The following is a 22,299-nucleotide window of genomic DNA, read 5'->3' as shown; positions in this document are numbered from 1 at the left end:
AATTTCAAGCTACGAATTTAGCGATATTGAGCCGATAAACTCGGCAAAAACGTCATTACCGAACAGAATACCCTGTTCACTCAGTTTAAAACCGTCTGCTGTCCGCTCAAGCAATCCTGCATGAAGCATTTTGCCAAGCGGCTTCGCAAATACTACGTCCATAGACTCTCCGAACTGCTCATGGAATCTTAAAGAAGAAGCCCCCTCCAGCATACGGAGTCCAACCATCAGATAATCCTCCATCGCTTCCGCACGGCCAATCTCAAAGTGATCCAAACGAGGCAGTCCTGCCCGAGAAGCTTCTACATAAGGATTAATTCCCTTGATGTTCATATGCCGTTCGCGGCCTACGTACCCATGTGCTCCCGCACCGAGTCCATAATAATCCTCATTACGCCAATAGGTGATATTGTGACGGCTTTCGAAGCCAGGTTTAGCAAAGTTACTGATCTCATATTGTTCATAACCCGCTTCTTTCATGCGCTTCATTAATAGAAGATACATTTGCAGCTCATCATCTTCATGAGGCAGAGGCAGTTGATTTTTTTGATACAGTGTATGGAAAAGAGTATTCTCTTCTACCTTCAGGCTATAGATGGAATAATGCTTCAAATCCAGTTCCAGCGCCTTGTCAATGCTCTCGTTCAGCATCTCGACCGTCTGGTTTGGCAGCCCAAACATCAAGTCGATCGACAGGTTATCCAGTCCCGCTTTGCGCGCATTTTCCAAGCTTCGGTATACATCATCCGTATTATGAATCCGGCCAATGCCTGTCAGCAGGTCATTCTGAAAAGCCTGAACGCCAAAGCTGACACGGTTAACACCGCCTTCTTTCATCGCCGCAAGCTTCTCGGCATCCGTCGTTCCGGGGTTGGCTTCCATCGAAAATTCGATATCATCGGCCCAATTCGGAAAATAGGTTTTGACCGAACGCAGGAAATACGCCATCTCGTCCGGTTTCAATGCGGTTGGCGTACCGCCACCGACAAAGATTGTTTTGATCTCACCTGGCGGATTAGCTTTAACGGTATGCTCCATCTCCCGTTCCAGCGCCTCCAGATATTGCATCACCGGCTGGTCTTTCAGAACGTAGGAATTAAAGTCGCAGTAAAAACATTTATTCGTGCAAAATGGAATGTGAAGATACACCGCTTGGGGCGCACCTGTTTTCTGGCTATGTGCTGCGAGTGTCACGGCAAGTCCCCCTCTATTTGAAAAAAGGAAAGCCATTTGGCTTCCCTTTCAGCTAAAGTGTAAATCTAGTTTGTTAATGCATTTTAATGCATTCTCCGATACGCAAGGTGTTGAAGTACCTGGAGATGCATTATTAGAATTTAATTTCATACACACAATTCTGTGCTGTACCTAAAAATTCATTATTAATCATCAATTTTCAGTACTGCCATAAATGCCTCTTGCGGCACCTCAACGTTACCAACCTGCTTCATCCGCTTCTTACCTTCCTTCTGCTTCTCAAGCAGTTTCCGTTTCCGCGAGATGTCACCACCGTAACACTTGGCAAGTACGTTCTTACGCATTGCTTTTACCGTTTCACGAGCAACAACCTTCGTACCCACGGATGCCTGAATCGGCACCTCGAACATTTGCCGCGGGATCAGCTCGCGCAGTTTCTCACAGATAATGCGGCCACGGTTGTAAGCACGATCTTTGTGAACGATAAAGGACAAGGCATCCACTTGTTCTCCGTTGAGCAGAATGTCCATTTTCGCCAGATTGGACTGACGATAACCAGATAACTCATAGTCAAAAGAAGCATAACCTTTAGTGCTTGATTTCAACTGGTCGAAGAAGTCATATACAATCTCGGACAGCGGAATCTCATAAGTAAGCGTAACCCGCGTGGTGTCCAAATATTCCATGTTCACGTATTCGCCGCGTTTGTTTTGGCACAGTTCCATAATGGTTCCCACGTAATCATTCGGTACGATGATCGCAGCCTTTACATACGGCTCTTCAACATAATCAATCCGTCCTACTTCAGGATAGTTAGATGGATTATCGATCTGAATCTTGTCGCCATTAGTCAATGTTACGTGGTAGATTACACTCGGTGCAGTTGTGATCAGCGGAATATTGAATTCTCGCTCAATCCGTTCCTGAATAACGTCCATATGCAACAGTCCGAGGAATCCACAACGGAATCCAAAGCCTAGTGCGCTTGATGTCTCCGGTTCAAAGCTGAGTGAAGCGTCATTCAGTTGCAGCTTCTCCAGTGCTTCACGCAGATCTACGTAGTCCGATGTCTCAATCGGATACAGACCGCAGTAAACCATTGGATTAATTTTACGGTAACCCGGAAGCGGTTCAGCTGTCGGATGTTTGGCATCGGTAACCGTATCCCCGACTTGTGTATCACCTACGTGACGGATACCCGCCACGATAAATCCTACGTCACCAACGTTAAGCTCGTCCACCATTGTCATGCGCGGCTTGAACGCTCCCACTTCAATCACTTCAAACGACTTGTTAGTCGCCATCATTTTGATCTTTGAACCTGCTTTAATCTTGCCATCAACGACACGTACATACACGATAACTCCCTTGTAGGGATCGTAATGAGAGTCAAAGATCAGCGCTTTAAGCGGCTCGTCCGGATCACCAACAGGTGCGGGTACACTTTGTACCACTTGCTCCAGAATCTCTTTGATTCCGATGCCAGCTTTGGCCGAAGCCAGAACAGCATTACTGGTATCCAATCCGATAACATCCTCAACTTCCTGCTTCACCCGATCCGGATCAGCACTTGGCAAGTCAATTTTGTTAATGACAGGCAAGATCTCCAGATTGTTGTCCAAAGCAAGATAAACGTTAGCAAGTGTCTGCGCCTCAATCCCTTGAGCCGCGTCAACGACAAGCAACGCTCCCTCACATGCAGCAAGACTCCGAGACACTTCATATGTGAAGTCTACGTGTCCTGGTGTATCAATGAGGTTCAGCAGGTATTCTTCACCATCGTCTGCTTTGTAATTCAGAGCAACCGCCTGCAGTTTGATTGTAATTCCGCGTTCACGCTCCAGATCCATCTGATCCAGTACTTGTTCCTGCATTTCGCGTGATGTCAGCGCACCTGTGTACTCCAAGATCCGGTCCGCAAGTGTTGATTTACCGTGATCTATATGTGCAATAATTGAAAAGTTACGAATTTTACGTTGTCTTTCCCGAATGTCAGTCATTCCTTACCCCCAGAAACAGCCTAGTGTCAATCACTTCATTATAACAGTTGCTGCAAGGTGCATCAATCCCATGATGTGCAACTTCTTAATAAAGTGCACTTGATAAACGTCTCGAAGGTTTAGTGTACCTTTACTATGTCTGCTTCTATTCATCTACTCCACCAAAAAGAGAGACGACCCACTTGATGCCGCTGTTTGACAAGTTTTGTAGCAACCCTGCCGTTTTTTCCGCCAAAACGTCTACTGAAGCCTTGTGCTGATCTGCGCCAAGTACCTGGCTTGGAGTCTGGACAGGAACGAACGGTTTCTTAATTTCTGTCTGCACAGGCTCAGTTGATACAGGCTTATTTTCCTCTGGGGCCGATTCTGTGGTCGCCATTACCGGGATACTTTCTACAGGGTTGTTCTTCTGAAAACCACTCCCCGCCAGCTGCATGCCAAGCAGGACACCAAGTAACATAAGCACACTGACAGACAGCATTTTTTTGCCGAATCTGGACATCTCGCCTTCCTCCCTCTTTTTTTATTAATGGAGCATGTCAATCTATTGCTGCAGTTTTACGTTCACATCACTTATCCACCCTTTGATACAGGCTTTGCATTTGCTTTATCTACGTTCTGTTCATCCCAATACACTTCGGCGATCATATCCGCTAGAATTTTGGATGTTCGTTTCAACTCAGCTGCTGTATTGTCAATGCCACCGATCTCGATCAAAATGCTATTCGGGGAAAGGGTTTGATTATATTCTCCATTGTTGCCACCTCCACCATTCTTCCCCCACACCCCTCGGGACACTCCTGGATACTTTCCTTCCAGCTTTTTGTGAATTTTCGCAGCAAAGGCCTCATTTTTGCGCCAATTTGGATTCTCATGTCCGATGATAAAATACACTTTGGCGTAGCTCTGGTCACCGATGGTTGTTGTCGTTTTTTTGTGCCGCTGGGAATCGCGGTGAATATCTATTAAATATGTCAGTTCATCATTCTGAGCAAGCGCCGCTTTGACGGTCTGCCGTGAATATTTATATGAGAAGTTCCAGTTGTAGTCTTTAATTTTAGTCTGATAATCTTCCTTCGCGTGCTCTACACCAACGCCCAGTTTTTCCAGGCTATCCGATAAATAGGTCCCCACTTGGAAAACATTACCTGTCGACTTACCAGAGGAAGGATTGTCACTATTGGTGCCAAGTAACGGATTATAGCCTTCACGCGGATGAGAGTGATAGATGAGAACCGACTTTTTGGTCATTGCCGGATTGCCCTTGCCTTGGCCATTTCCCTTGGATGGCGGTTCTTCATTTCCTGCTCCGTTCTCTGGATCATCCTCACCGGGAACACCTGCATTATCCTGTCCCGGGGGGACATGTAACTCACTTCCTGGCTTACCTCCACCTGAAGCGGCTGTTTCCGTAATTCCTGGATCTGGCTGATAGTCTTCCGGTGCTTCGGCCTTGGCATTTCCAGACCCGGGCCTAAGCATGACAGGCTGATTCGCCCCCATGCCTGGCATCTCTCGTGCGATCAAACTTTTGGGATCTTGTGGATTCACATTGGTAAGCAATTGAAACACCAAAGAGGTTAGATTCTCACCGGAGATCGCAGCATTCTGTTCCTTCTGCGTCAGATGGGGCATCTCCATGCCTAACATATCTACAAAGAATCGGCTGGAGACCGAACCTGCAAATCCTTTCATTGAAGAAACAGGGGAGTTATTGAGCCTTTTTTCCGCCATTCCACCAAGCCCCAGTGCAACAAAAAAGAGGGCAGATATCATCATAAGCAGCAACAGTGTACGGCCCATGGCCAGCACGTGCAGACATCTTTTTTTCCACTTGCCGATATTCCATGCCAAGATCTTGTTCATCCTTATGTCTCCTTCCCTTGCAGGACAACTCTTATACTTCAACTCTATGAGCGTGTGCAATATGATAGAACAGGAAGTAGAAAGATAAAGTGAACAAAAAAAGAAAGTCCGATAGATTCGGACCTCCCTCTGCTTATTTAGACAATTGATTTATTAGGTACGCTCTAGTGAGTATAAGCCGCGACGTTACCTGGATCGACTGCCTCATGGAGTGCCGCATTCAGCCCCGTTGCGATAACGTTGGCAATACCTTCAATAAACTCGTCAATTTCCTTCGGTGTAACGATGAGGTCATGCCCGAGTGGTTCAAGCACTTCTTTGACCAGACTCAAGCGATCCTCTTCACCAATGTCATCCAGCATACCCATGATCTGTTTCGTCTGATCCGTCTCCTGGCGAAAATGGGAACGCATCATTTCAATGACATTATTCACGATGGTAGAGGCATAACATACCGTTGGCACGCCGATCGCAATGCAAGGAACACCAAGGATTTCCCTGGTTAATCCACGCCGCTTGTTTCCGATGCCTGAGCCTGGATGTATACCAATATCCGCCACCTGAATGGTTGTATTCACACGTTCAAGAGAGCGGGAAGCAAGTGCATCAATAGCGATAATGGCATCGGGGCGGGTGCGCTCAACGATACCCTGCACAATGTCACTCGATTCAATCCCCGTTGTACCCAGTACACCCGGAGCAATGGCGCTGACTTCACGATACCCTGGTGCAACTTGATCGGGTACCAATTCAAAATACTGCCGGGTAACCATCAAATTCTCTACCACCAACGGACCGAGAGAGTCTGGAGTGACATTTAGATTTCCGAGGCCTACAATCAGTACCTTGGAATCTTTACCAATGCCTGCTTTAGTCATAAATGCTTCCATTTCCCGCGTAAACTGGGCAGCTACCCGTTCTTTCAAGTTGGTATCTCCGTTTCGAAGGGAAGGCACCTCCAATGTGACATAATGACCTTTGACACGTCCAATTGTTTTTGCTGCTTCATCATTTAAAACATCGATCCGGGTAATGGTAATACCATCTTTAGTATCCACATCCTCACGCAGTCCAGGAATGGTCTGTCTCTGGCTTCCTTGCGCCATTTCTTTGGAATCGATAGCCAAATCGGTGCGAACGGTATAATTTTGCAAATCCAGTGTCATCTGTGCCTGCCTCCCTTGTTCCATTTGAGGATATTGTGTGGGAAAAAGCCTTACTTTATGCAGCATGCCGAACAACGATGCAAAATCTGTTGCAATTTACATGCTAGCGTGATAGAATATTTTAAGTTGTGAAACGTTTGTATTCATGCAAATGCCTTACAGGAGGTGAATGTAATGCCAAACATCAAATCCGCTGTTAAACGCGTAAAAACGAGCGACAAGCGCCGCGCACTTAACGCTTCTCAGAAGTCTGCACTCCGTACAGCTGTTAAAGCTGCTGATGCTGCTCTGGTAAGCAACGAAGTTGACACTGCTAAAGCTGCGATTCAAGCTGCTTCCAAAAAGCTGGACAAGGCTGTAACTAAAGGTCTGGTTCATAAAAATGCTGCAGCACGCAAAAAGTCTCGCTTGGCGAAAAAACTGAACGCTCTTTCCGCACAAGCGTAAGAAGCGTTACTTATACGAACCAATGGAAAAATCCTGAACAGCATGGGCTTTCAGGATTTTTTAGCATCTGTTCCGCCAAGTAAAAAGAACATAAGCATAAAAAAACAACCTGAGGTCTTTCTCTGTATGATGGTTTCCGCATACAAAGAACATACATTCAGGTTGTTTTTTTGCTATCTCACATGGGTTACGCACCAAGTCTTAACAAAAACAGCTCCAAGCCTAGCACCTTATCCACAGCTCCTGTTTTCATCTGATAATCCAGCTCACCCAAGTGACTAAGTATATTCCGCAGACGATCAGCATCGAACTTTCGAGCTTGCTCCCCGGCAATTTTGACTGCATAGGGATGCAAGCCAAGCTGACTGGCAATCTGTTGCTGTGAATAGCTCTGCTGCCCAAGCTCCTTAACTTGAATCATAATGCGGAATTGACGGGCGATTAGCGCGGCAATCTTGATCGGTTCTTCCCGCTGCTTCAAAAGTTCATAGAAGAGAGTCAATGCCTTTTCCAGCCTCAAGTTAGCCAGTTCCTCCACCAGTGCAAATACATTCTGTTCCGTACTTCGAGCCACGAGTGATTCAATATCTGCACTTCGAATCGTTCCTCCTTGACCTGTAAACAGACAAAGTTTGTCGACTTCGGCAGATAAGGATTGCAGTCCCGTCCCGGCGTAACTAATCAGTGTTTCCGCTGCTCCCGCTTCAAAGGTAACCTCTCGTTGTCTCGCAAGCTTGACCGTCCATTGAATCAACTCTTCTCCACTCAATGGCGCAAAGGCCAGCACAACGGCCTGCTTCTTGGCCGCCTTCACCAGTTTCTTTCGCTCATCCAGCTTGTCCCCTTGTGCTAAAAAAACGATCGTGCTGTAATCAGCTGGATTATCCATATATGTAATCAAGCGATCTACCTGATGCTCTATTTTGGACTCTTTTCCTGCTGTAAACAAGCTGGTGTCCCTCACAATAATCAATTTTCGCGGAACCAGGAAAGGAACCGTTTCTGCTTCTTCAACGACAGCCTCAATCGGTGTTTCAGACAGGTCATAAGGGATAATCGCAAAATCCTGATGTTCTTCTTCGATAACCTGCTCTTTTAACATTTCCGTAAATTGCTGTATCTGATACTTCTCCGTTCCATACAGCACATAGATTGGCGCAGTGTCTCCGCTGCGAATTGCCTTTGTTGCGCTTTTTACATCCATTCACCGTACCTCCTTATCTCTCTTATCCTACCAGAAAAAATACAAGACAACAAAGGGGCCTTTATCCACGGATGGATAAAGGCCCCTTATTCTGCATCTATATAAACGCAAGCACAGCCATTCTAGAAATAGCCGGCGTGCGGTCATACGACGTCAGTTATTAGAACAGAAATAAAGCATTCTTTAGTTACTCTCAGTATATGCTTGTCACTTAGAAAAGTGCTTTCTATATTTCATAAATGAACAGCATATCCAGAACTATTTTGCAGGAGCATTAGATGCCGTACCCACTTTGAACGTGTCTTTGGTCGTCGTTCCGTCTTTGTCCATTTCATAATTAAACTGCTGGCTGTCTTTGGACCAGTTTCCCGACTTTAACGTGCCCACTACATTCCGTTGCTCAATTAGATTCAGAACATCCGGATCATTCGCAGACTTCGCATAAACACTTATCTGGTCACCCATCAACATCACAATATAGGAACCATCCGGAGATTTCCATTCTTTTGCTGTTGTTAGTGCCGTGCTGCCCCCCTGTTCAGGAGCCATAAGTCCCTGATGACCGCCAGCTGCACCTGACTCCGTCCCTGAATTGTCAGCTTCACTGCGTTGATCAGGACCATCCTGGTTAGGAATGATCGTTTGAACTGAAAATGTGTCGTCTTGCTGCTCGTTGGAATCGGACGTACTTTTTCCATCCTTGTCATTAGGAGTGGAAGCACCAGCTTCACTTGTATCCGGCTTTTTCTGCTCCGTTCCCTGATTTGGATTCATACTCTTCTGATTACTGGAAGTGTCAGAAGAAGGTCTTGAATTTACCTCTTGATTGCCTTTATCCTGTGAAGCTGTCCCCTCTGTGGAAGGTTTAGCCGATTCTTGGTTATCTGAAGCATCTGGAGCTTTCAGTTCTGTTCCGTTGCTTTCGTCAGGTTGATCCGCATTCGGTTGCGCAGAACCTTCCGTCACGGGATCATGTAATGAGTCAGGTGCAATCGTACTACCTTCTGCTTGATTCGTTGTGTCTGCTTGATCACTATTTAGATACATCCTCTGTACAGGCTCCTCGTTACCATTGTTATCTTGCGATGCGCCAGATCTCAACATCATAGAGTCTGCATTCTCAATCTGCTCTGGCTGATGCCCCCAGATGGCAAATCCCAATATAACCGCCGCGGCTGCTGCACCCACAGACATACGTCCTGCCATCGAATTAAACCACTTGGTCTTTGCTTTCTGCTCACTTGAACTTGAACGTTGTAAATTCTCAAATGCCGCAGGGACAGGACTCATCTCTTGCACGGTACTGCTTTGTTCTTTACGGGCTTCGTCCATCGCATCCAACTGAGGCATAATCGCATCAACCAGACTGAACTTGGGGCTTACTTGCGGCAAATCTTCCAGTTCCCTGGATAGAGCTCTGAGCATACTAAAATTTTCGGCGCACTCCGGACACTTGGCCACGTGCTGTAGCATCTGTGCCGTTTCGGCCTCGCCCAGATCATGATCCAGATACCGGTGCATCCATTCCACCACCTCTTCGCATTTCATCCTGTCACACCACCTTTCTGATACTCCTGTAGTAGATTTTGTAACTGTTGTCTGGCTCTAAATAAGTAAGACTTCACTGTATTTAGCGGAAGATCGAGACAATCCGCAATTTCGTTATAGGATAAATCTTGCAGATATCTTAGAACAATGACGGTTCGATGATGCTCTGGCAACTTGTTAATCGCTTCTTGAATGTCTTTCGCCACATACGTGGACATCACTTCGAACTCCACATCCTGCTTATCCTGAAAAACCATTTCATGTTCATCAATAGACACAGAAGGCTTGGTTCTTCTGAACTTGTCAATGCAGATGTTAGTCACGATGCGCTGCACCCAGGTTTTGAACTGGGCTTTTTCTTCATAAGAGTTAATCTTGGTGTAAATTCGAATTAACGCTTCCTGAGCAGCATCCAAGGCGTCCTGTTCATTATTTAAAATGTAATATGCGGTACGATAGACGTGCTGTTCAATCTCCCGCAATAGGGTAATTAGAGCGTCGCGATCGCCCGATTGAGCGGCTCTGATGAGTTCCGGCTCTACCACAAAGGATCCCCCTCTCCCTGCAACCTTACTGACGTAATCATCGATAAAATTGTTGCAAAGTTAAGTATATTTTAATTTTCCATCACAAAATAACGGCTTATGTATAAGGGCCGCCGAATCTTATCTTAGAATAACAGAAAATGCAAACGTAGTCACCAAACGTCTGACATCATGTATTCCAGTACTTACACGACTCAAAACAATTGCAATAGCATACATTATAATTAAGCACTTTTTGAGCCCTAAAAATAAAAAAAGTCGAAATTTGTCCAAATTTAAGGTTTTTTTAATGCATTTTTCATGAAAATGGTGTATTGTAAATTTACATTCATAAGACGAGGTGATGAGCATGCCAGCTCTAGCGAAAATTCAAGAATTAAAAGAACAAATGCCAAAGGAATATCAAAGCATTTCCCACTTTGTGGAACATGCCTTACAATCCATTGATACTTTGGTGGAGGAACATCGGAAATACGTAGCAGCACAAGCATTGTACGGCGATAAAATTGTCGGATCGGAAGAACGCTTGTACAGAGAAACGGTACTGGATGTCAGAGCACAGCTACTGGCGACACTGGAAAAAACGGTTGAAGATATTCTGCACAAAGGTGATAAACACTGGGATAAACATTTCAAGGACGGCGTGGAGTAATTAAATACTTTCATTTATATTCATTAATTGGAACGGATATGTAAAAAAGGCCCCTTTCCCGTTATTCTCTTCTATAGAGAGTAACGGAAAAGCGGGCTTTTCTTGTGTTTATAGTAATTCTATAACAGAGTGATGGTATTGGATTATCTCCATCATGCCAAACGTGCTTGTGTAGCATTCATTCCCCTGGCTACTTCACCACTCTCATCTCGGAGCCAGCTTATATCGCACATCGATCTTCCCAGCTTTCACCTTCATCTGTACTTCCCCCATCTCGTCCGTCCGATAAATCCGGGAACCTACTGCTTCCAAACGTGTCATCACTCCTGGATTGGGATGACCATAGGTATTGTTTACCCCCGCAGAGATCAGTGCAGCTTTGGCATTCCAATACTGAAGCCATGCTTCTGAGGATGATGTTTTGCTACCGTGATGAGCAACCTTAAGTACGTCTATAGATAGGTGTGATCGTAGTCGGGATAAGGATGGAGTTGTGGAGGAAACATCATTTTTGCTAATATCAGCCGCACTGTTCATCCATTTACGCACGACACCTGCACCCGTTCCGCTATTCCGAATGGTCTCCGCCGAATCTTGAATTTGTTGTTGAAAAGAGGCTGCAAGTGAACCGTCCTGAATGTCATACAGCACGTTCTGTTCCGTTGCTGCTTCCATATCTCCGGTGAATAGCATCGACGTGCCCGCCATCTCCAGCAAAAAAACAACCGACCCACCATTCTGATTCTCAAGAACAGGAACCCCTCCTGATAGATCAAGTAATTCACTCCGCTCTGGTGAGATAAAATATAAAGCTGTTTCCTGATCCGGCTTATAGGTCATGCCCTGATGTATAGCGAATAGCGGGATTTGACGTTGCACCGCTGTATCCAGAAGCTGATCGAATTTCTCTTTTCCACTCGTTGTTCCATTAAACATCAAGCGTTTCACCGGAATCTGTTCCAGTACAGCCTGCAGCCCGCCAGCGTGATCCTGATCCGCATGGGTTACAATGACGGCATCGAGCTGATGAATGCCTCTTTTTTTCAATAATGGAACAACGACTTTAGCTCCTACTTCATACGGGTCACGCCTCGTTTTCCACGAATTTTCGCTGCCTCCAAAACGAACCGTACCACCGCCGTCTACAAGAATATGTTTGCCCTCTGGCGTAATAATTAGAGTACTGTCTCCCTGACCAATGTCCAGAAATTGCACCACACCTGTTCCCGCAGGCCGCGGCGTCTGGTATGCCCACCATAATCCGGCTATAAAACTGATCGCAAGCACACCGCATAACCCTCGCTTAACTGTGCTCATAGGTACTTCGCTATAGAACCCGGCACCCTTAGACGTAAAAGCACTCGCATACTCAGGCCAAGCGATGCTGGCACCAAGAACAGTAAGTGAACCTCGACCCGGTTCTGCCGCTTGGGCAACGGTTCGTTTATGTATACCCAACGGAGCTGTATCCTCTTCTCCAGCATTTATATGTTGCGGCTTATGACCACCGCTCCGCTGATGAAGCAAATATAGCAACACATACAGAATGACATAATAGGCTGCGATCCATAACAGCGAAGGTGACGGCCAGATCATGACAAAACCGGGCAAACTATTCATCCATTCCACACTAAAAAAGGTGAGCTTATTCAGCTGAATCGCAATCCATGCCAGAAGTTTCGCAGCCGGGAACCACACGAAGGACAGAATCATCGCAATCGTCCCCAACGGCAGCACCACCGCACTAATCAAAGATACCAGCAAAAAGTTGGCTGCAAAGGACAGCAATGAGAACTGGTTGAAATACAGAATCGTCACCGGAAAAGAAATCAGTTGCGCTGTTACCGTAACCGAAGCTGTCGCCGCCAGCGATTTGGGCCATTTGCTGAACAATCTGTTGATAAGTGGCATATACATCATCAGCCCGGCGGTCACCAGAAAAGAGAGTTGAAAACTGACATTTAATAAAAAGTAGGGATTCCACCAGAGCATCAGCAAAGCGGCTGCACTGATGATCTGAATGCCATCTCTGGCCAATCCGCGCTTTGCCATGTACAGTCCAATCATCGACATGATGCCCGCCCGAATGACAGATGGAGACCCACCCGAAAGCAATACATACGCTGGTATGAGAACCAGCACAATCGTTAAAGCTGTCTCTCTGGTTAATCTCAGCCATGATAAAAGCATCAGTAATGAAGCAACATACACCGCAACATGTGTACCCGAGATGGCGAGGATATGGGTTAGTCCGAGCTGAGAGAATTGACCATACGTATTTGGATCAATATCCTTCGCCATGCCGATGATCAGCCCTTTCATGTAACCGGCATGTGGCTCAGGAAACAACCGATCTACCGCTGAACCGAGCAGTTGCCTTGCCGAATCTGTCCAGCGCAGTATACTTATTTTCCCCAGCCCTTCTGGAGACACAGCGCTGACCGCACTGGCTCCCTTCACCTTGACCATCCAATGGATATACTGCGTCCTTAGATAGCTACGATAGTCAAATCCCCCGAAATTTCTGGCTTCACCTGGGAGAGCCAAAGAACCGGACAGGATCAACCTGTCTCCTCGCTTCCAGGAAGCTGCTATCTCTTGTTCCTGCTCCTCCATTAATCGAACTTGCACGATGACTCGTTCATTCATTCTGGCTGAGGGCACTTGTGACGCCAGTGGAGCTAGTGACGTTATTGATCCTGGCGATATAGCACTACTCTCAGTGACGTTCTCTGTTTCATGATCCAAAATCAAAGATGTAATCTGCACTTCGAAACCAGCCCGATCCCCATCCACCTGTACATCCGATACAAGCTTCCCTTCCATTTTGGCCTGAGCCCCATCAATGGCATCGTTAGACAGATGTAAGTATTCTGGTATTTTGCTGTAATTACGAGAATCATTCCACTCCCATTGCACAATTCCCCCTGCAAAAGCGATGAGTAGAAGAAGAATAGACCACCCACGAATATTCATGAAACGCAATAAGAGTGGAAGACATGCCACAGCCCCAATTATTCCCCAAAATAACGTCCATCCTGTCAACACACATGCCATACCACTTCCGCACAGCCAAAAGATCGTAAAGCGAAGCAATGGTCTGCCTTGCATTCCGTCCCTCTCCCCTCTGCCTATCATCCCCCGTGCCAGTACATACACAAAAAACCCCCGGAAGCCTATTCAGGCTTGCCGGAGGTTCTTCCCCATAATTATGAAACTTAGTTAGTTGCTTACGGTCATCATCGTTTCCCGTGGAGGCTGGTAATTGTCGAGTCCACGGAATGTTACGCCTTTTTGCTGCATCATATTCGTTACTTTGCTGGTATCTTTGGGATACGAACGATGAAATACAATCTCAGTCACGCCGCTATTGGCCAGCATGTTCGCACATGTCCAGCAAGGCTCATCGGTTACATATACCGTGGAGCCTTCACGGTCAATACGATCTGTGAATAAAAGCAAATTCTGCTCCGCATGAATAGTACGAATGCAGCGCTGTTTTTTAACCATTTCCTCCTGGCCGTCCGTGACCACAAGCTCGTATTCTTCCGATATCATGCAGCCAGCCTCGGAACAATCCGCTACCCCCATTGGTGCACCATTGTAAGCAGTACCTAGCAACTTTTTCCCTTGAACCAGCACAGCCCCTACATGCCGGCGCGGACAACGGGAACGTGTGGAAACCATATAAGCGATGTCCATAAAATAAGTGTCCCAATCCTTGCGAAGCTCTACTGTACCCATACAGTCTTCTCCTCCCGCTTTGAAGCCATTTCTATCATGCTGTACTAGGGCGTGTTTGAAAACAACCTAGCGAATTTGTACATATGGAGCCATCTTCTCCAGCATCTTCATGCCTATGCCTTTCACCTTCGTAAGATCACTGACTTTGGCAAAAGGGCCACGGGCATTGCGATAATCCACAATGGCTTGAGCTTTTTTTTGCCCAATGCCTGGAAGTTCCGTAAGTTTGGAGACAGATGCCGTGTTCACATCAATCTTGCCATTGTCAGTCGTTTCAGATACAGGTGAACGATTCTCAACGGTCTGAACTTTTGGCTCAGGCAATGGATCACCTGACGTATTAACATTAACCTGGGACTCCTTATCCTTCGAGTCCCCCGCCTTAGCTGTAGCACCAGACTGCTGGTCACTCCCCTTACCTTCAGGCGGAGCAGTTACCTTCTCGACAACCGAATCAGCCGACTGTACCGCAGAAGAGTTCTGCTTACTTGTCGGCTGATTGGCGCCGAGCAGCATCGGTTCCCAGCCACTAGGTGGCTGTTCACTTTTGCCCGACCATAATATCAGTATACTTCCAACCACTGCTGCAGCAATGGACATCCCCTTATTCCATCTCATCTTCCACATCCCCCTCATATTCAAAATAGAAATCATTTCGAACACGGGCGGTGCTTCCGAACCGTTTCATACTATTACTTATACAAGTTACATATTTTCATGTCATGTGAACCAGACTCTCATGCATACAATTAAGGGAAGATACTGCGCCATTACCGTAAAGCATGAAAGGAGGCCTGAACCAATGAAGGTTGGATTTATCGGAACCGGCAGCATGGGCAGCCTGTTGATCTATGCCCTGATTCAATCCGGTGCACTCGAACCTCGTCAGATTGCAGCAAGCAATCGAACCCCTTCCAAAGTACGCCAGCTTTCCCTCCGTTACCCTGGGCTTCATGAATCGCAGAGCAACCGGGAAACCGTGATTCGCAGCAACATCATCTTCCTGTGCGTGAAGCCGCTGGAATTCAGACATGTCATTGATGACATCTTGCCTGTTGTGAATTCCAATCAAATAATCGTCTCGATCACCAGCCCCGTGCAGCTGCGCCATCTGGAATCTTCACTTCCTTGCAAAGTCTCCAAGGTTATCCCCAGCGTCACACATCAGGTCGGTAGCGGAGCAACACTGTTCATCCATGGCGAACGAATGACTGCCGAAGACCGCAATGTGCTGGAAGGCCTGATGAGCCATATCGGCAAACCCTATCAGGTGAACGAAGCCTGTACCCGGATCACATCCGACTTCTCCAGCTGTGGACCTGCGTTCATATCCTTCTTTTTGGAGCAATGGATCGAAAGCGCTGTTCGACTGACAGATATCCAACGCGCAGACGCTTGTGCCCTTGCCGGTGAGATGCTTCTAGGTACAGGCAAGCTGCTCACCGAGGGAGGTTATACTCCGCAAGAGCTTCAAGCGCGTGTCGCTGTACCTGGCGGAATAACCGCACAGGCACTTGCTCTGCTGAGAAATAACTTGAATGGCGTATTTGACAGCCTGATCCACACAACACATGAAAAATATGATGAAGATTTAGTCAAGCTGGATGAGGTGTTCCGTGCCAGTGAAATTAACCGGCGACAATATTAACCAGTTTGCCTGGAACGGCAATGACTTTGCGAATAGTCTTGCCTTCCAGCGCCTGTTTTACAGGTGCCAGTTCCATCGTATAATCCTGCATTCCCTGTGCATCCAGATCCTTCGCGATAGTCGCACGAGTTACAATTTTGCCATTCACTTGAACCACGATTTCAACTTCAGCATCTACCGTCATGGTCTCATCGTATTCAGGCCAAGCCACGTAAGAAATTCCACCCTCATATCCAAGACGACTCCACAGCTCTTCTGCCATATGTGGCGCGAGAGGTGACAGCAACTGAACAAAGTTCTCCATCGCTTCACGAGGCAATGTATCTGCTTTGTACGCGTCGTTGATGAAGATCATCAATTGGCTGATTGCTGTATTAAAGCGCAGATGCTCCAGATCTTCCGTTACTTTTTTGATCGTTTTGTGCGCTGTGCGTTTGAATTCATCGGTTCCACCGTCAGCCGTAATCTTCTCATTAATCATACCTGTATCTTCGTTAATGAACAGACGCCATACACGTGACAGGAAACGATGCATCCCCTCTACCCCGTTAGCGTTCCAAGGTTTAGTTGCTTCCAATGGCCCCATAAACATTTCATAGAGACGCAGTGTATCCGCACCGAATTCATTAACGATCTCATCCGGATTGATGACATTACCGCGAGATTTACTCATTTTTTCATTGTTGGTTCCCAAGATCATACCTTGGTTAACCAGCTTGTGGAACGGCTCCTTCGTGTGTACAACACCCAGATCGTACAGCACTTTGTGCCAGAAACGAGCATACAGCAAGTGAAGCACGGCGTGTTCTGCTCCACCGATGTACAGGTCAACTGGCAGCCATTGCTGCTGTTTCTCCTGTGAGATCAGTTCCTTGTCATTGTGCGGATCGATAAACCGCAGGTAATACCAGCAGCTTCCCGCCCATTGTGGCATGGTGTTCGTTTCGCGGCGAGCCTTCATGCCCGTCTCTGGATCAACCGTATTCACCCAGTCAGTAACGTTAGCCAGTGGTGATTCACCTGTACCTGAAGGTTTGATCTGGTCGATGTCAGGCAGCAGCAACGGCAATTGATCCTCTGGCACAGTCTTCATCGTTCCGTCTTCCAGATGCAGAATCGGAATCGGCTCTCCCCAATAACGTTGACGGCTGAACAGCCAGTCGCGCAGACGATAAGTTGTTTTCCCTTGTCCTTTGCCGTTCTCTTCGAGCCAAGCGATCATCTTCGCAGCAGCCTCTTCATTATTCAATCCGTTCAGGAATTCGGAGTTCACATGTGCGCCGTCGCCTGTATAAGCCTCTTTTGTCACATCTCCGCCTTCAATAACTTCGATGATATTCAGGTCAAACTGCTTCGCGAATTCCCAGTCTCGTGCATCGTGACCCGGAACAGCCATAACCGCTCCTGTACCGTAACCAGCCAGTACATAGTCTGCAATCCAGATCGGCAGCTTCGCTCCATTGACCGGATTAATTGCATATGCGCCTGTGAACACACCTGTTTTGTCTTTCGCCAAATCGGTACGTTCCAGATCACTCTTCCGCGAAGCCTGCTCCTGGTAAGCCTTGACTTCCCCGCGTTGTGCGTCGGACGTAATTGCATCCACCAGTTCATGCTCTGGAGCCAGAACGGCAAAGCTTGCACCGAACAATGTATCGGCACGGGTGGTGAATACTTTAATCACTTCTTCACGGCCTTCAATAGCAAAGACCACTTCAGCACCGGTTGATTTGCCAATCCAGTTGCGTTGCATGTCTTTGATGCTTTCCGACCAGTCCAGCTCTTCCAGATCTTCCAGCAGACGTTCTGCATATTCCGTAATTTTCAGTACCCATTGGCGCATCGGTTTACGAACAACCGGGTGGTTACCACGCTCACTTTTGCCATCAATAACCTCTTCGTTCGCCAGTACCGTACCCAAAGCTTCACACCAGTTCACTGGTACTTCATCAACATAGGCCAGACCTTTATTGTACAGCTGGATAAAAATCCACTGCGTCCATTTGTAATACTCAGGGTCTGTCGTACTGATCTCACGATCCCAGTCATACGAAAATCCAAGAGACTTGATCTGACGACGGAAGTTGTCTATGTTACGGAATGTAATATGACGCGGGTGCTCGCCCGTATCCAGTGCATGCTGTTCCGCAGGCAGACCGAAAGCGTCCCAACCCATCGGATGCAGTACATTGTATCCGCGCATACGTTTGTAACGAGATACGATGTCCGTTGCTGTATATCCTTCCGGGTGACCTACGTGCAGTCCTGAACCGGATGGATACGGGAACATATCCAATGCGTAAAACTTCGGTTTGGAAGGATCCTCACCTGTTTTAAACGTTTTATTCTCATCCCAAAATTGCTGCCAGTTTTTCTCCATCACTTGCGGCTGATAGCCGTGCTTCGGCTGGTGATTCTCACTCATCTATATTCCTCCTTCAGGTTATAAGCGCTTTTATAGCAACAAAAAAACCTCAGCATCCCGTAGCGTTTGCAGCGCTAGGGACGAGAGGTTGAATTCCCGTGGTACCACCCTAGTTAGCGGATGAACGTGCTTCGTCATCCACTCCCTTTAGACCTGTAACGGCGGTTAACCGATGCGGATTTCCATTCTCGTTCTACACATGCACATAAGGCATAGAACCATGTAATCACCGCATTTCTCCAAGGCGAGTTCGCAAAATACTGTCAATCGGCTCGCACCACCCGCCGACTCTCTGTCATGTACAGAAATCACTACTGATCCTCATCATCGAAATATGTATACAATATGGGGAACATTATATAAAAATGCAAGCCCAAAGTCAATATGACGCGTCACATTCATCCTTTTCAAATGACAAGTTTCTCCACACATCAACGCACCTGGGTGCTGTTCAGATTTTCCGAAAACGTATGATACCTTCCTCCAAATTATGAATCGTCGATTGAATATGCTCCTGATTATCATACTTACGGTAGTCACATTCAATCCGCAGTGCAAGGTCAAAATACAAATCGTACAGACTTCTCCGTTGCCTCTCATTCTCTGTCGTAATCGCCCGTCCATACCCTTTCAGAAATCCCGGAGTGTAGTTAAAGTGACTGAAATAATGCTCCATGAGCGGATCTCCCCATAACGAGCGTTCAAAATCAATAATTCCCGTAATCTGCGTATCCTGCACAAGCACATTGCCATCCCACAAATCCCAGCTGATCAGAACGGATTCGGTCACCTCATCCAGTGCATCCGATTTCTCCTCAATCAGACCCCTCAGCTCGCTGTAATCCATCCCGATGTCAACTTCAGCTTCCTCACCATCAGCAAGCATATCGTCCATCAACATCAAGAAAGCTTCTCTCCACGTCGCTCGTTGTCTGTCCTTTCCTGAAAAATAACCAAACTGCTCACCCTTAATCTCATTGATTCGCTTATTGTATCGGCCTAGCTGCTGCTCAACCCCTTCCTGCTCTTCGGCAGTAAACTGAGTTTTGGCCTGGTTATATGGCACTCCTGACATGTATTCCATAATAAAATACTGCGCCGGTGCGTATTGTAGCGAAGCATCATACACGAGCACCTGAGGTACAGGAACATCCTGTAGCTCGGCAACAAGTCGGAGCGCTTCCACTTCTGCCATCATCAGATCCTGTTCACAGCGCATCAGATTGGTCGCAGCCGAGGGCGCAATTTTAAGGACGACTTTTCGTCCGTCATCAAGCATGATTTTATACGCTTGGTTTGCCCAGCCTTCAATCATTTCCTCATAATCTTGAATGGTTGCAGCGAGATGTTGCCTGATAATCTGATCGAGCTGCTCTTTACACAGCCTTGTTTTATATGTACTTTCCATCTTGGTAATCCCTCCGTTACTAGATTAGGTTCAATACCCTTTTTAGAAAACGCTTTCTGCATTTAATTCATTATGTCTTTCTTTACTTCATGCGGCAATACCTTTGATCATATCTGTTGAAAAAAACTGCCCCTGGCAACATGTTACCATGCTGCTGAAGGACAGTTCCTGATCTAAATTAATCTAAATTATTAAGCATTACACATTATAATTTTCGTTAAACCTTTATTTTACGGCTACGTAGAACAACCGCTGTGCGCTCTCTCCAGCCTCTTCCCACTCAAAGTCGGCATACACCTTCACGTCCCGGAAGCCCGCTTTGCTTAACCCCAGCTTCATCCAGTCCGGATCATAAGCACGCTGCATATGAACCTCCTCAAACCGCTGATAGGTATCCTTACTGCCACCGTCTATTCGCGAGAAAATGCTCAAATGATGTTCAATTTCACACCGTTCCTGATCAAAATCACATGTCCAGATATATGAGACAGAGCGCTCATCCAACACAAAAGGCTGCTCCTCATCATAACGAATCAGTGTATTCGGATGATGCACATCAAACAGAAACGTACCTCCCGGCTTCAGCATCTCATACGTGCGTTCGAATGTACGAATTACATCTTCTGACTCCAGCAAATAATTCACACAATCGCAGAACGAAATGACCGAGTCTACCGGTTCCGGCACTCTCCATTCCCGCATATCCTGTTGCACCCAGCGCACACTGCCTTCCCGGTACAAACGATGTCCCTGGGATGTGGCTTCCATTTTGCTACGGGCAACAGACAGCATATCGGAGGAGAGATCAATCCCCGTCACTTCAAAGCCGGAGTTCACCAGCGGAATCGTGATCGAACCTGTTCCACAACCAAGCTCGACCACACTTTTGGGCATGCCATGCTGTTCCCAGGCTGTTCTTGCAAACCTTATCCAGTCCGGATAAGGCATATCTTCCATTAATTCATCGTAAACGTAGGCAAATTTCCGGTAAGACATGTCGGCACCGCACTTTCAATATCATTTTTCCATCGGATTGAATCAAAATCAAAGAAAAAGCAGGGCATCCGGTGTTTACCCAGTCTGGCCCTGCTTTACTTAAATCGGTGCACCACGCATCCGCTTCGCTTCAAGAGACATACTATACTTCGTACAGAATGAATGTATTTAACTTTAAATAAAAGATGAACCCCGTTATCGCAGGTTTACTTCTCTTCCTGCTCCTGTTTAGGAGCGGATTCGGACAGATACGTCCAGTTTTCCTTTTGTACCACCAGTCCATCTTTCATCAGCTTGCCCAAGGCACGCTTAAACGCCGATTTGCTGATGCCAAAACGTTGCTTGATAATATCCGGCGGTGTTGCATCCGAATACGGCATACCACCCATCGGGCGCTCTTTCATAAAAGCAAGCAGCTTGTCTGCGTCTTCATTACGCCCAACTTCTTTGCGCTGTGTCATGGCCAGATTCACACGACCATCTTCCCGCACCAGCGTAACCCGGCATTTCACCTTTTCACCCAAACGCAGCATATGACTGCGCTCGGAGGAATGGATCATCCCGATTGCCCCGAAGCCGAGTACACCACCATCAACAAGTACAAATGTACCCATCTGAAGTGGCTTGTACACCAGCGCTTCTACCCACTCATTCAACCAAGTGGTTGGCGCGTGGAAGGCAAGCGGTGCAAGTTCGCGTTCACCGGCTAATTTGGCACGTAGTCGTCCCTGTTTGTCGTGCTCCATCATCACGAACACCTCGTCCCCAACTTGAGGACGCAACTCTTCGAGTTCAGGTAATTCACGAATCGGAAGCAATAACTGACGTCCGAGTCCCATCTCCAGGAAGCAGCCGAGTCGCGGATGCACATCAGCTACGACCAGTTTAGCCATCTCACCCAGCGTGAGGTAAGGCTTTTTCATCGTGACAGCCAGACGGTCTTCTGTATCAAAGAATACAAAAACCTCCAGCGTTTCACCAATCTTGATATCCCGAGTTAGCTCGGTATAGTGAAGCAATACATCTTCCGATCCTGTCGTCAAAAAAAAGCCAAATGGAGACACTTCACGTGAAACCGGCAGTGAGACGACTGTTCCTGCGATCAAACTCATACCGTTTCCACCACTTTGGCGTCAGACCAGAGACGCTCGATATTGTAATACTCGCGCTCATCACGGTGGAATACGTGAACCACGACATCGCCAAGATCCATCAGCACCCAGCGTGCAGAGTCCATACCTTCAATACCTTTGATGGTTACACCGGCTGTATGCGCCTGTTTGCGAATCTCGGTAGCAATGGCTTGCACCTGTGTATCTGAATTCCCGTGGCAGATCACAAAATAATCTGCAACAAGCGAAATGTTGTTCAAGTCAAGAGCTACGATGTTTGATGCTTTTTTATCGTCAGCGGCAGCAACTACCATGTTCATAAGTTCTTTCGATGATACTGTCAT

At 46.9% G+C, this 22,299-nt stretch carries 19 protein-coding genes and 1 other annotated feature; of the genes, 3 read left to right on the top strand and 16 right to left on the bottom strand.

The window, feature by feature from the left end; translation table 11 throughout:
• Positions 1-9: 9 nt before the first annotated feature.
• From hemW to gpr, 5 genes are all read right to left on the bottom strand, one after another.
• Positions 10-1,194 carry a radical SAM family heme chaperone HemW gene (hemW, locus tag ACUTVW_RS11030; protein ID WP_445645831.1) on the bottom strand — a complete coding sequence of 395 codons (1,185 nt, stop codon included), beginning with the start codon at positions 1,192-1,194 and terminating at the stop codon, positions 10-12.
• 185 nt (positions 1,195-1,379) lie between these two features.
• Positions 1,380-3,194: a translation elongation factor 4 gene (gene lepA, locus ACUTVW_RS11025; protein ID WP_445645830.1), complete on the bottom strand. Its 1,815-nt coding sequence runs from the start codon at positions 3,192-3,194 to the stop codon at positions 1,380-1,382.
• Positions 3,195-3,339: 145 nt separating this feature from the next.
• The gene (locus ACUTVW_RS11020; RefSeq protein ID WP_445645829.1) at positions 3,340-3,696 is read right to left on the bottom strand and encodes a DUF3679 domain-containing protein; all 357 of its coding nucleotides are present in this window, start codon (positions 3,694-3,696) and stop codon (positions 3,340-3,342) included.
• A gap of 71 nt (positions 3,697-3,767) precedes the next feature.
• Positions 3,768-5,060, bottom strand: coding sequence for a stage II sporulation protein P (locus ACUTVW_RS11015; RefSeq protein WP_445645828.1), 1,293 nt, complete (start codon positions 5,058-5,060; stop codon positions 3,768-3,770).
• 164 nt (positions 5,061-5,224) lie between these two features.
• Positions 5,225-6,226, bottom strand: a complete 1,002-nt coding sequence (gpr, locus tag ACUTVW_RS11010) for a GPR endopeptidase (RefSeq protein WP_445645827.1) — start codon at positions 6,224-6,226, stop codon at positions 5,225-5,227.
• 174 nt (positions 6,227-6,400) lie between these two features.
• On the opposite strand from gpr, the gene rpsT reads away from it, so the two are divergent.
• Positions 6,401-6,673 (top strand): 30S ribosomal protein S20, encoded by a 273-nt coding sequence (gene rpsT, locus ACUTVW_RS11005; RefSeq protein WP_024628504.1) that lies wholly within the window; start codon positions 6,401-6,403, stop codon positions 6,671-6,673.
• A gap of 187 nt (positions 6,674-6,860) precedes the next feature.
• On the opposite strand, the gene holA is transcribed toward rpsT, so the two are convergent.
• The 3 genes from holA to ACUTVW_RS10990 form a co-directional block, all read right to left on the bottom strand.
• A complete protein-coding gene (gene holA, locus ACUTVW_RS11000) occupies positions 6,861-7,877 on the bottom strand; it encodes a DNA polymerase III subunit delta (RefSeq protein WP_445645826.1) in 1,017 nt (338 codons plus the stop codon).
• Positions 7,878-8,135: 258 nt separating this feature from the next.
• Complete coding sequence (locus tag ACUTVW_RS10995; RefSeq protein ID WP_445645825.1) at positions 8,136-9,425, bottom strand: anti-sigma factor family protein; 1,290 nt, start codon at positions 9,423-9,425, stop codon at positions 8,136-8,138.
• Complete coding sequence (locus tag ACUTVW_RS10990) at positions 9,422-9,970, bottom strand: RNA polymerase sigma factor (protein WP_154983218.1); 549 nt, start codon at positions 9,968-9,970, stop codon at positions 9,422-9,424. Before ACUTVW_RS10990 ends, ACUTVW_RS10995 begins: the two co-directional genes overlap by 4 nt.
• Positions 9,971-10,319: 349 nt before the next feature.
• On the opposite strand from ACUTVW_RS10990, the gene ACUTVW_RS10985 reads away from it, so the two are divergent.
• On the top strand, positions 10,320-10,622 hold the full coding sequence (locus ACUTVW_RS10985; protein ID WP_434750060.1) for a hypothetical protein: 303 nt from the start codon (positions 10,320-10,322) through the stop codon (positions 10,620-10,622).
• Positions 10,623-10,826: 204 nt separating this feature from the next.
• Here the strand turns inward: ACUTVW_RS10985 and ACUTVW_RS10980 are convergent, their stop codons facing one another.
• The 3 genes from ACUTVW_RS10980 to ACUTVW_RS10970 all read right to left on the bottom strand — a co-directional run bounded on the left by ACUTVW_RS10980 (position 10,827) and on the right by ACUTVW_RS10970 (position 14,984).
• Positions 10,827-13,733: a ComEC/Rec2 family competence protein gene (locus ACUTVW_RS10980; protein ID WP_445645824.1), complete on the bottom strand. Its 2,907-nt coding sequence runs from the start codon at positions 13,731-13,733 to the stop codon at positions 10,827-10,829.
• A gap of 111 nt (positions 13,734-13,844) precedes the next feature.
• Positions 13,845-14,366 (bottom strand): deoxycytidylate deaminase, encoded by a 522-nt coding sequence (locus ACUTVW_RS10975; protein WP_445645823.1) that lies wholly within the window; start codon positions 14,364-14,366, stop codon positions 13,845-13,847.
• A gap of 66 nt (positions 14,367-14,432) precedes the next feature.
• Entirely contained in the window at positions 14,433-14,984 is a 552-nt protein-coding gene (locus tag ACUTVW_RS10970) for a ComEA family DNA-binding protein (protein ID WP_445645822.1), read from the bottom strand.
• Positions 14,985-15,168: 184 nt separating this feature from the next.
• On the opposite strand from ACUTVW_RS10970, the gene comER reads away from it, so the two are divergent.
• The gene (comER, locus tag ACUTVW_RS10965) at positions 15,169-16,014 is read left to right on the top strand and encodes a late competence protein ComER (protein ID WP_445645821.1); all 846 of its coding nucleotides are present in this window, start codon (positions 15,169-15,171) and stop codon (positions 16,012-16,014) included.
• On the opposite strand, the gene leuS is transcribed toward comER, so the two are convergent.
• The 5 genes from leuS to rsfS form a co-directional block, all read right to left on the bottom strand.
• Positions 15,995-18,439: a leucine--tRNA ligase gene (gene leuS, locus ACUTVW_RS10960; RefSeq protein ID WP_445645820.1), complete on the bottom strand. Its 2,445-nt coding sequence runs from the start codon at positions 18,437-18,439 to the stop codon at positions 15,995-15,997. The genes comER and leuS overlap by 20 nt on opposite strands.
• A gap of 73 nt (positions 18,440-18,512) precedes the next feature.
• Positions 18,513-18,776, bottom strand: a binding site (T-box leader).
• A 114-nt stretch (positions 18,777-18,890) separates the two neighbouring features.
• Positions 18,891-19,847 carry a phosphotransferase family protein gene (locus ACUTVW_RS10955; RefSeq protein ID WP_445645819.1) on the bottom strand — a complete coding sequence of 319 codons (957 nt, stop codon included), beginning with the start codon at positions 19,845-19,847 and terminating at the stop codon, positions 18,891-18,893.
• A gap of 225 nt (positions 19,848-20,072) precedes the next feature.
• Complete coding sequence (locus ACUTVW_RS10950; protein WP_445645818.1) at positions 20,073-20,843, bottom strand: class I SAM-dependent DNA methyltransferase; 771 nt, start codon at positions 20,841-20,843, stop codon at positions 20,073-20,075.
• 206 nt (positions 20,844-21,049) lie between these two features.
• The gene (locus ACUTVW_RS10945; protein WP_445645817.1) at positions 21,050-21,955 is read right to left on the bottom strand and encodes a CvfB family protein; all 906 of its coding nucleotides are present in this window, start codon (positions 21,953-21,955) and stop codon (positions 21,050-21,052) included.
• Complete coding sequence (gene rsfS / locus ACUTVW_RS10940; protein WP_123062611.1) at positions 21,952-22,299, bottom strand: ribosome silencing factor; 348 nt, start codon at positions 22,297-22,299, stop codon at positions 21,952-21,954. The genes ACUTVW_RS10945 and rsfS overlap by 4 nt, the downstream gene beginning before the upstream one ends.

It is taken from the genome of Paenibacillus sp. TSA_86.1, from assembly GCF_052691815.1.
Note: the sequence above shows the minus strand (reverse complement) of the source record. Positions and strands in the feature narration are given on the sequence as shown.

Coding starts and splice junctions, on each gene's coding strand:
- lepA (WP_445645830.1), bottom strand. CDS start 3,194: ATGACTGACATTCGGGAAAGACAACGTAAAATTCGTAACTTTTCAATT.
- ACUTVW_RS11020 (WP_445645829.1), bottom strand. CDS start 3,696: ATGTCCAGATTCGGCAAAAAAATGCTGTCTGTCAGTGTGCTTATGTTA.
- ACUTVW_RS11015 (WP_445645828.1), bottom strand. CDS start 5,060: ATGAACAAGATCTTGGCATGGAATATCGGCAAGTGGAAAAAAAGATGT.
- gpr (WP_445645827.1), bottom strand. CDS start 6,226: ATGACACTGGATTTGCAAAATTATACCGTTCGCACCGATTTGGCTATC.
- rpsT (WP_024628504.1), top strand. CDS start 6,401: ATGCCAAACATCAAATCCGCTGTTAAACGCGTAAAAACGAGCGACAAG.
- holA (WP_445645826.1), bottom strand. CDS start 7,877: ATGGATGTAAAAAGCGCAACAAAGGCAATTCGCAGCGGAGACACTGCG.
- ACUTVW_RS10995 (WP_445645825.1), bottom strand. CDS start 9,425: ATGAAATGCGAAGAGGTGGTGGAATGGATGCACCGGTATCTGGATCAT.
- ACUTVW_RS10985 (WP_434750060.1), top strand. CDS start 10,320: ATGCCAGCTCTAGCGAAAATTCAAGAATTAAAAGAACAAATGCCAAAG.
- ACUTVW_RS10980 (WP_445645824.1), bottom strand. CDS start 13,733: ATGCAAGGCAGACCATTGCTTCGCTTTACGATCTTTTGGCTGTGCGGA.
- ACUTVW_RS10975 (WP_445645823.1), bottom strand. CDS start 14,366: ATGGGTACAGTAGAGCTTCGCAAGGATTGGGACACTTATTTTATGGAC.
- ACUTVW_RS10970 (WP_445645822.1), bottom strand. CDS start 14,984: ATGAGATGGAATAAGGGGATGTCCATTGCTGCAGCAGTGGTTGGAAGT.
- comER (WP_445645821.1), top strand. CDS start 15,169: ATGAAGGTTGGATTTATCGGAACCGGCAGCATGGGCAGCCTGTTGATC.
- leuS (WP_445645820.1), bottom strand. CDS start 18,439: ATGAGTGAGAATCACCAGCCGAAGCACGGCTATCAGCCGCAAGTGATG.
- ACUTVW_RS10955 (WP_445645819.1), bottom strand. CDS start 19,847: ATGGAAAGTACATATAAAACAAGGCTGTGTAAAGAGCAGCTCGATCAG.
- ACUTVW_RS10950 (WP_445645818.1), bottom strand. CDS start 20,843: ATGTCTTACCGGAAATTTGCCTACGTTTACGATGAATTAATGGAAGAT.
- ACUTVW_RS10945 (WP_445645817.1), bottom strand. CDS start 21,955: ATGAGTTTGATCGCAGGAACAGTCGTCTCACTGCCGGTTTCACGTGAA.
- rsfS (WP_123062611.1), bottom strand. CDS start 22,299: ATGACAGTATCATCGAAAGAACTTATGAACATGGTAGTTGCTGCCGCT.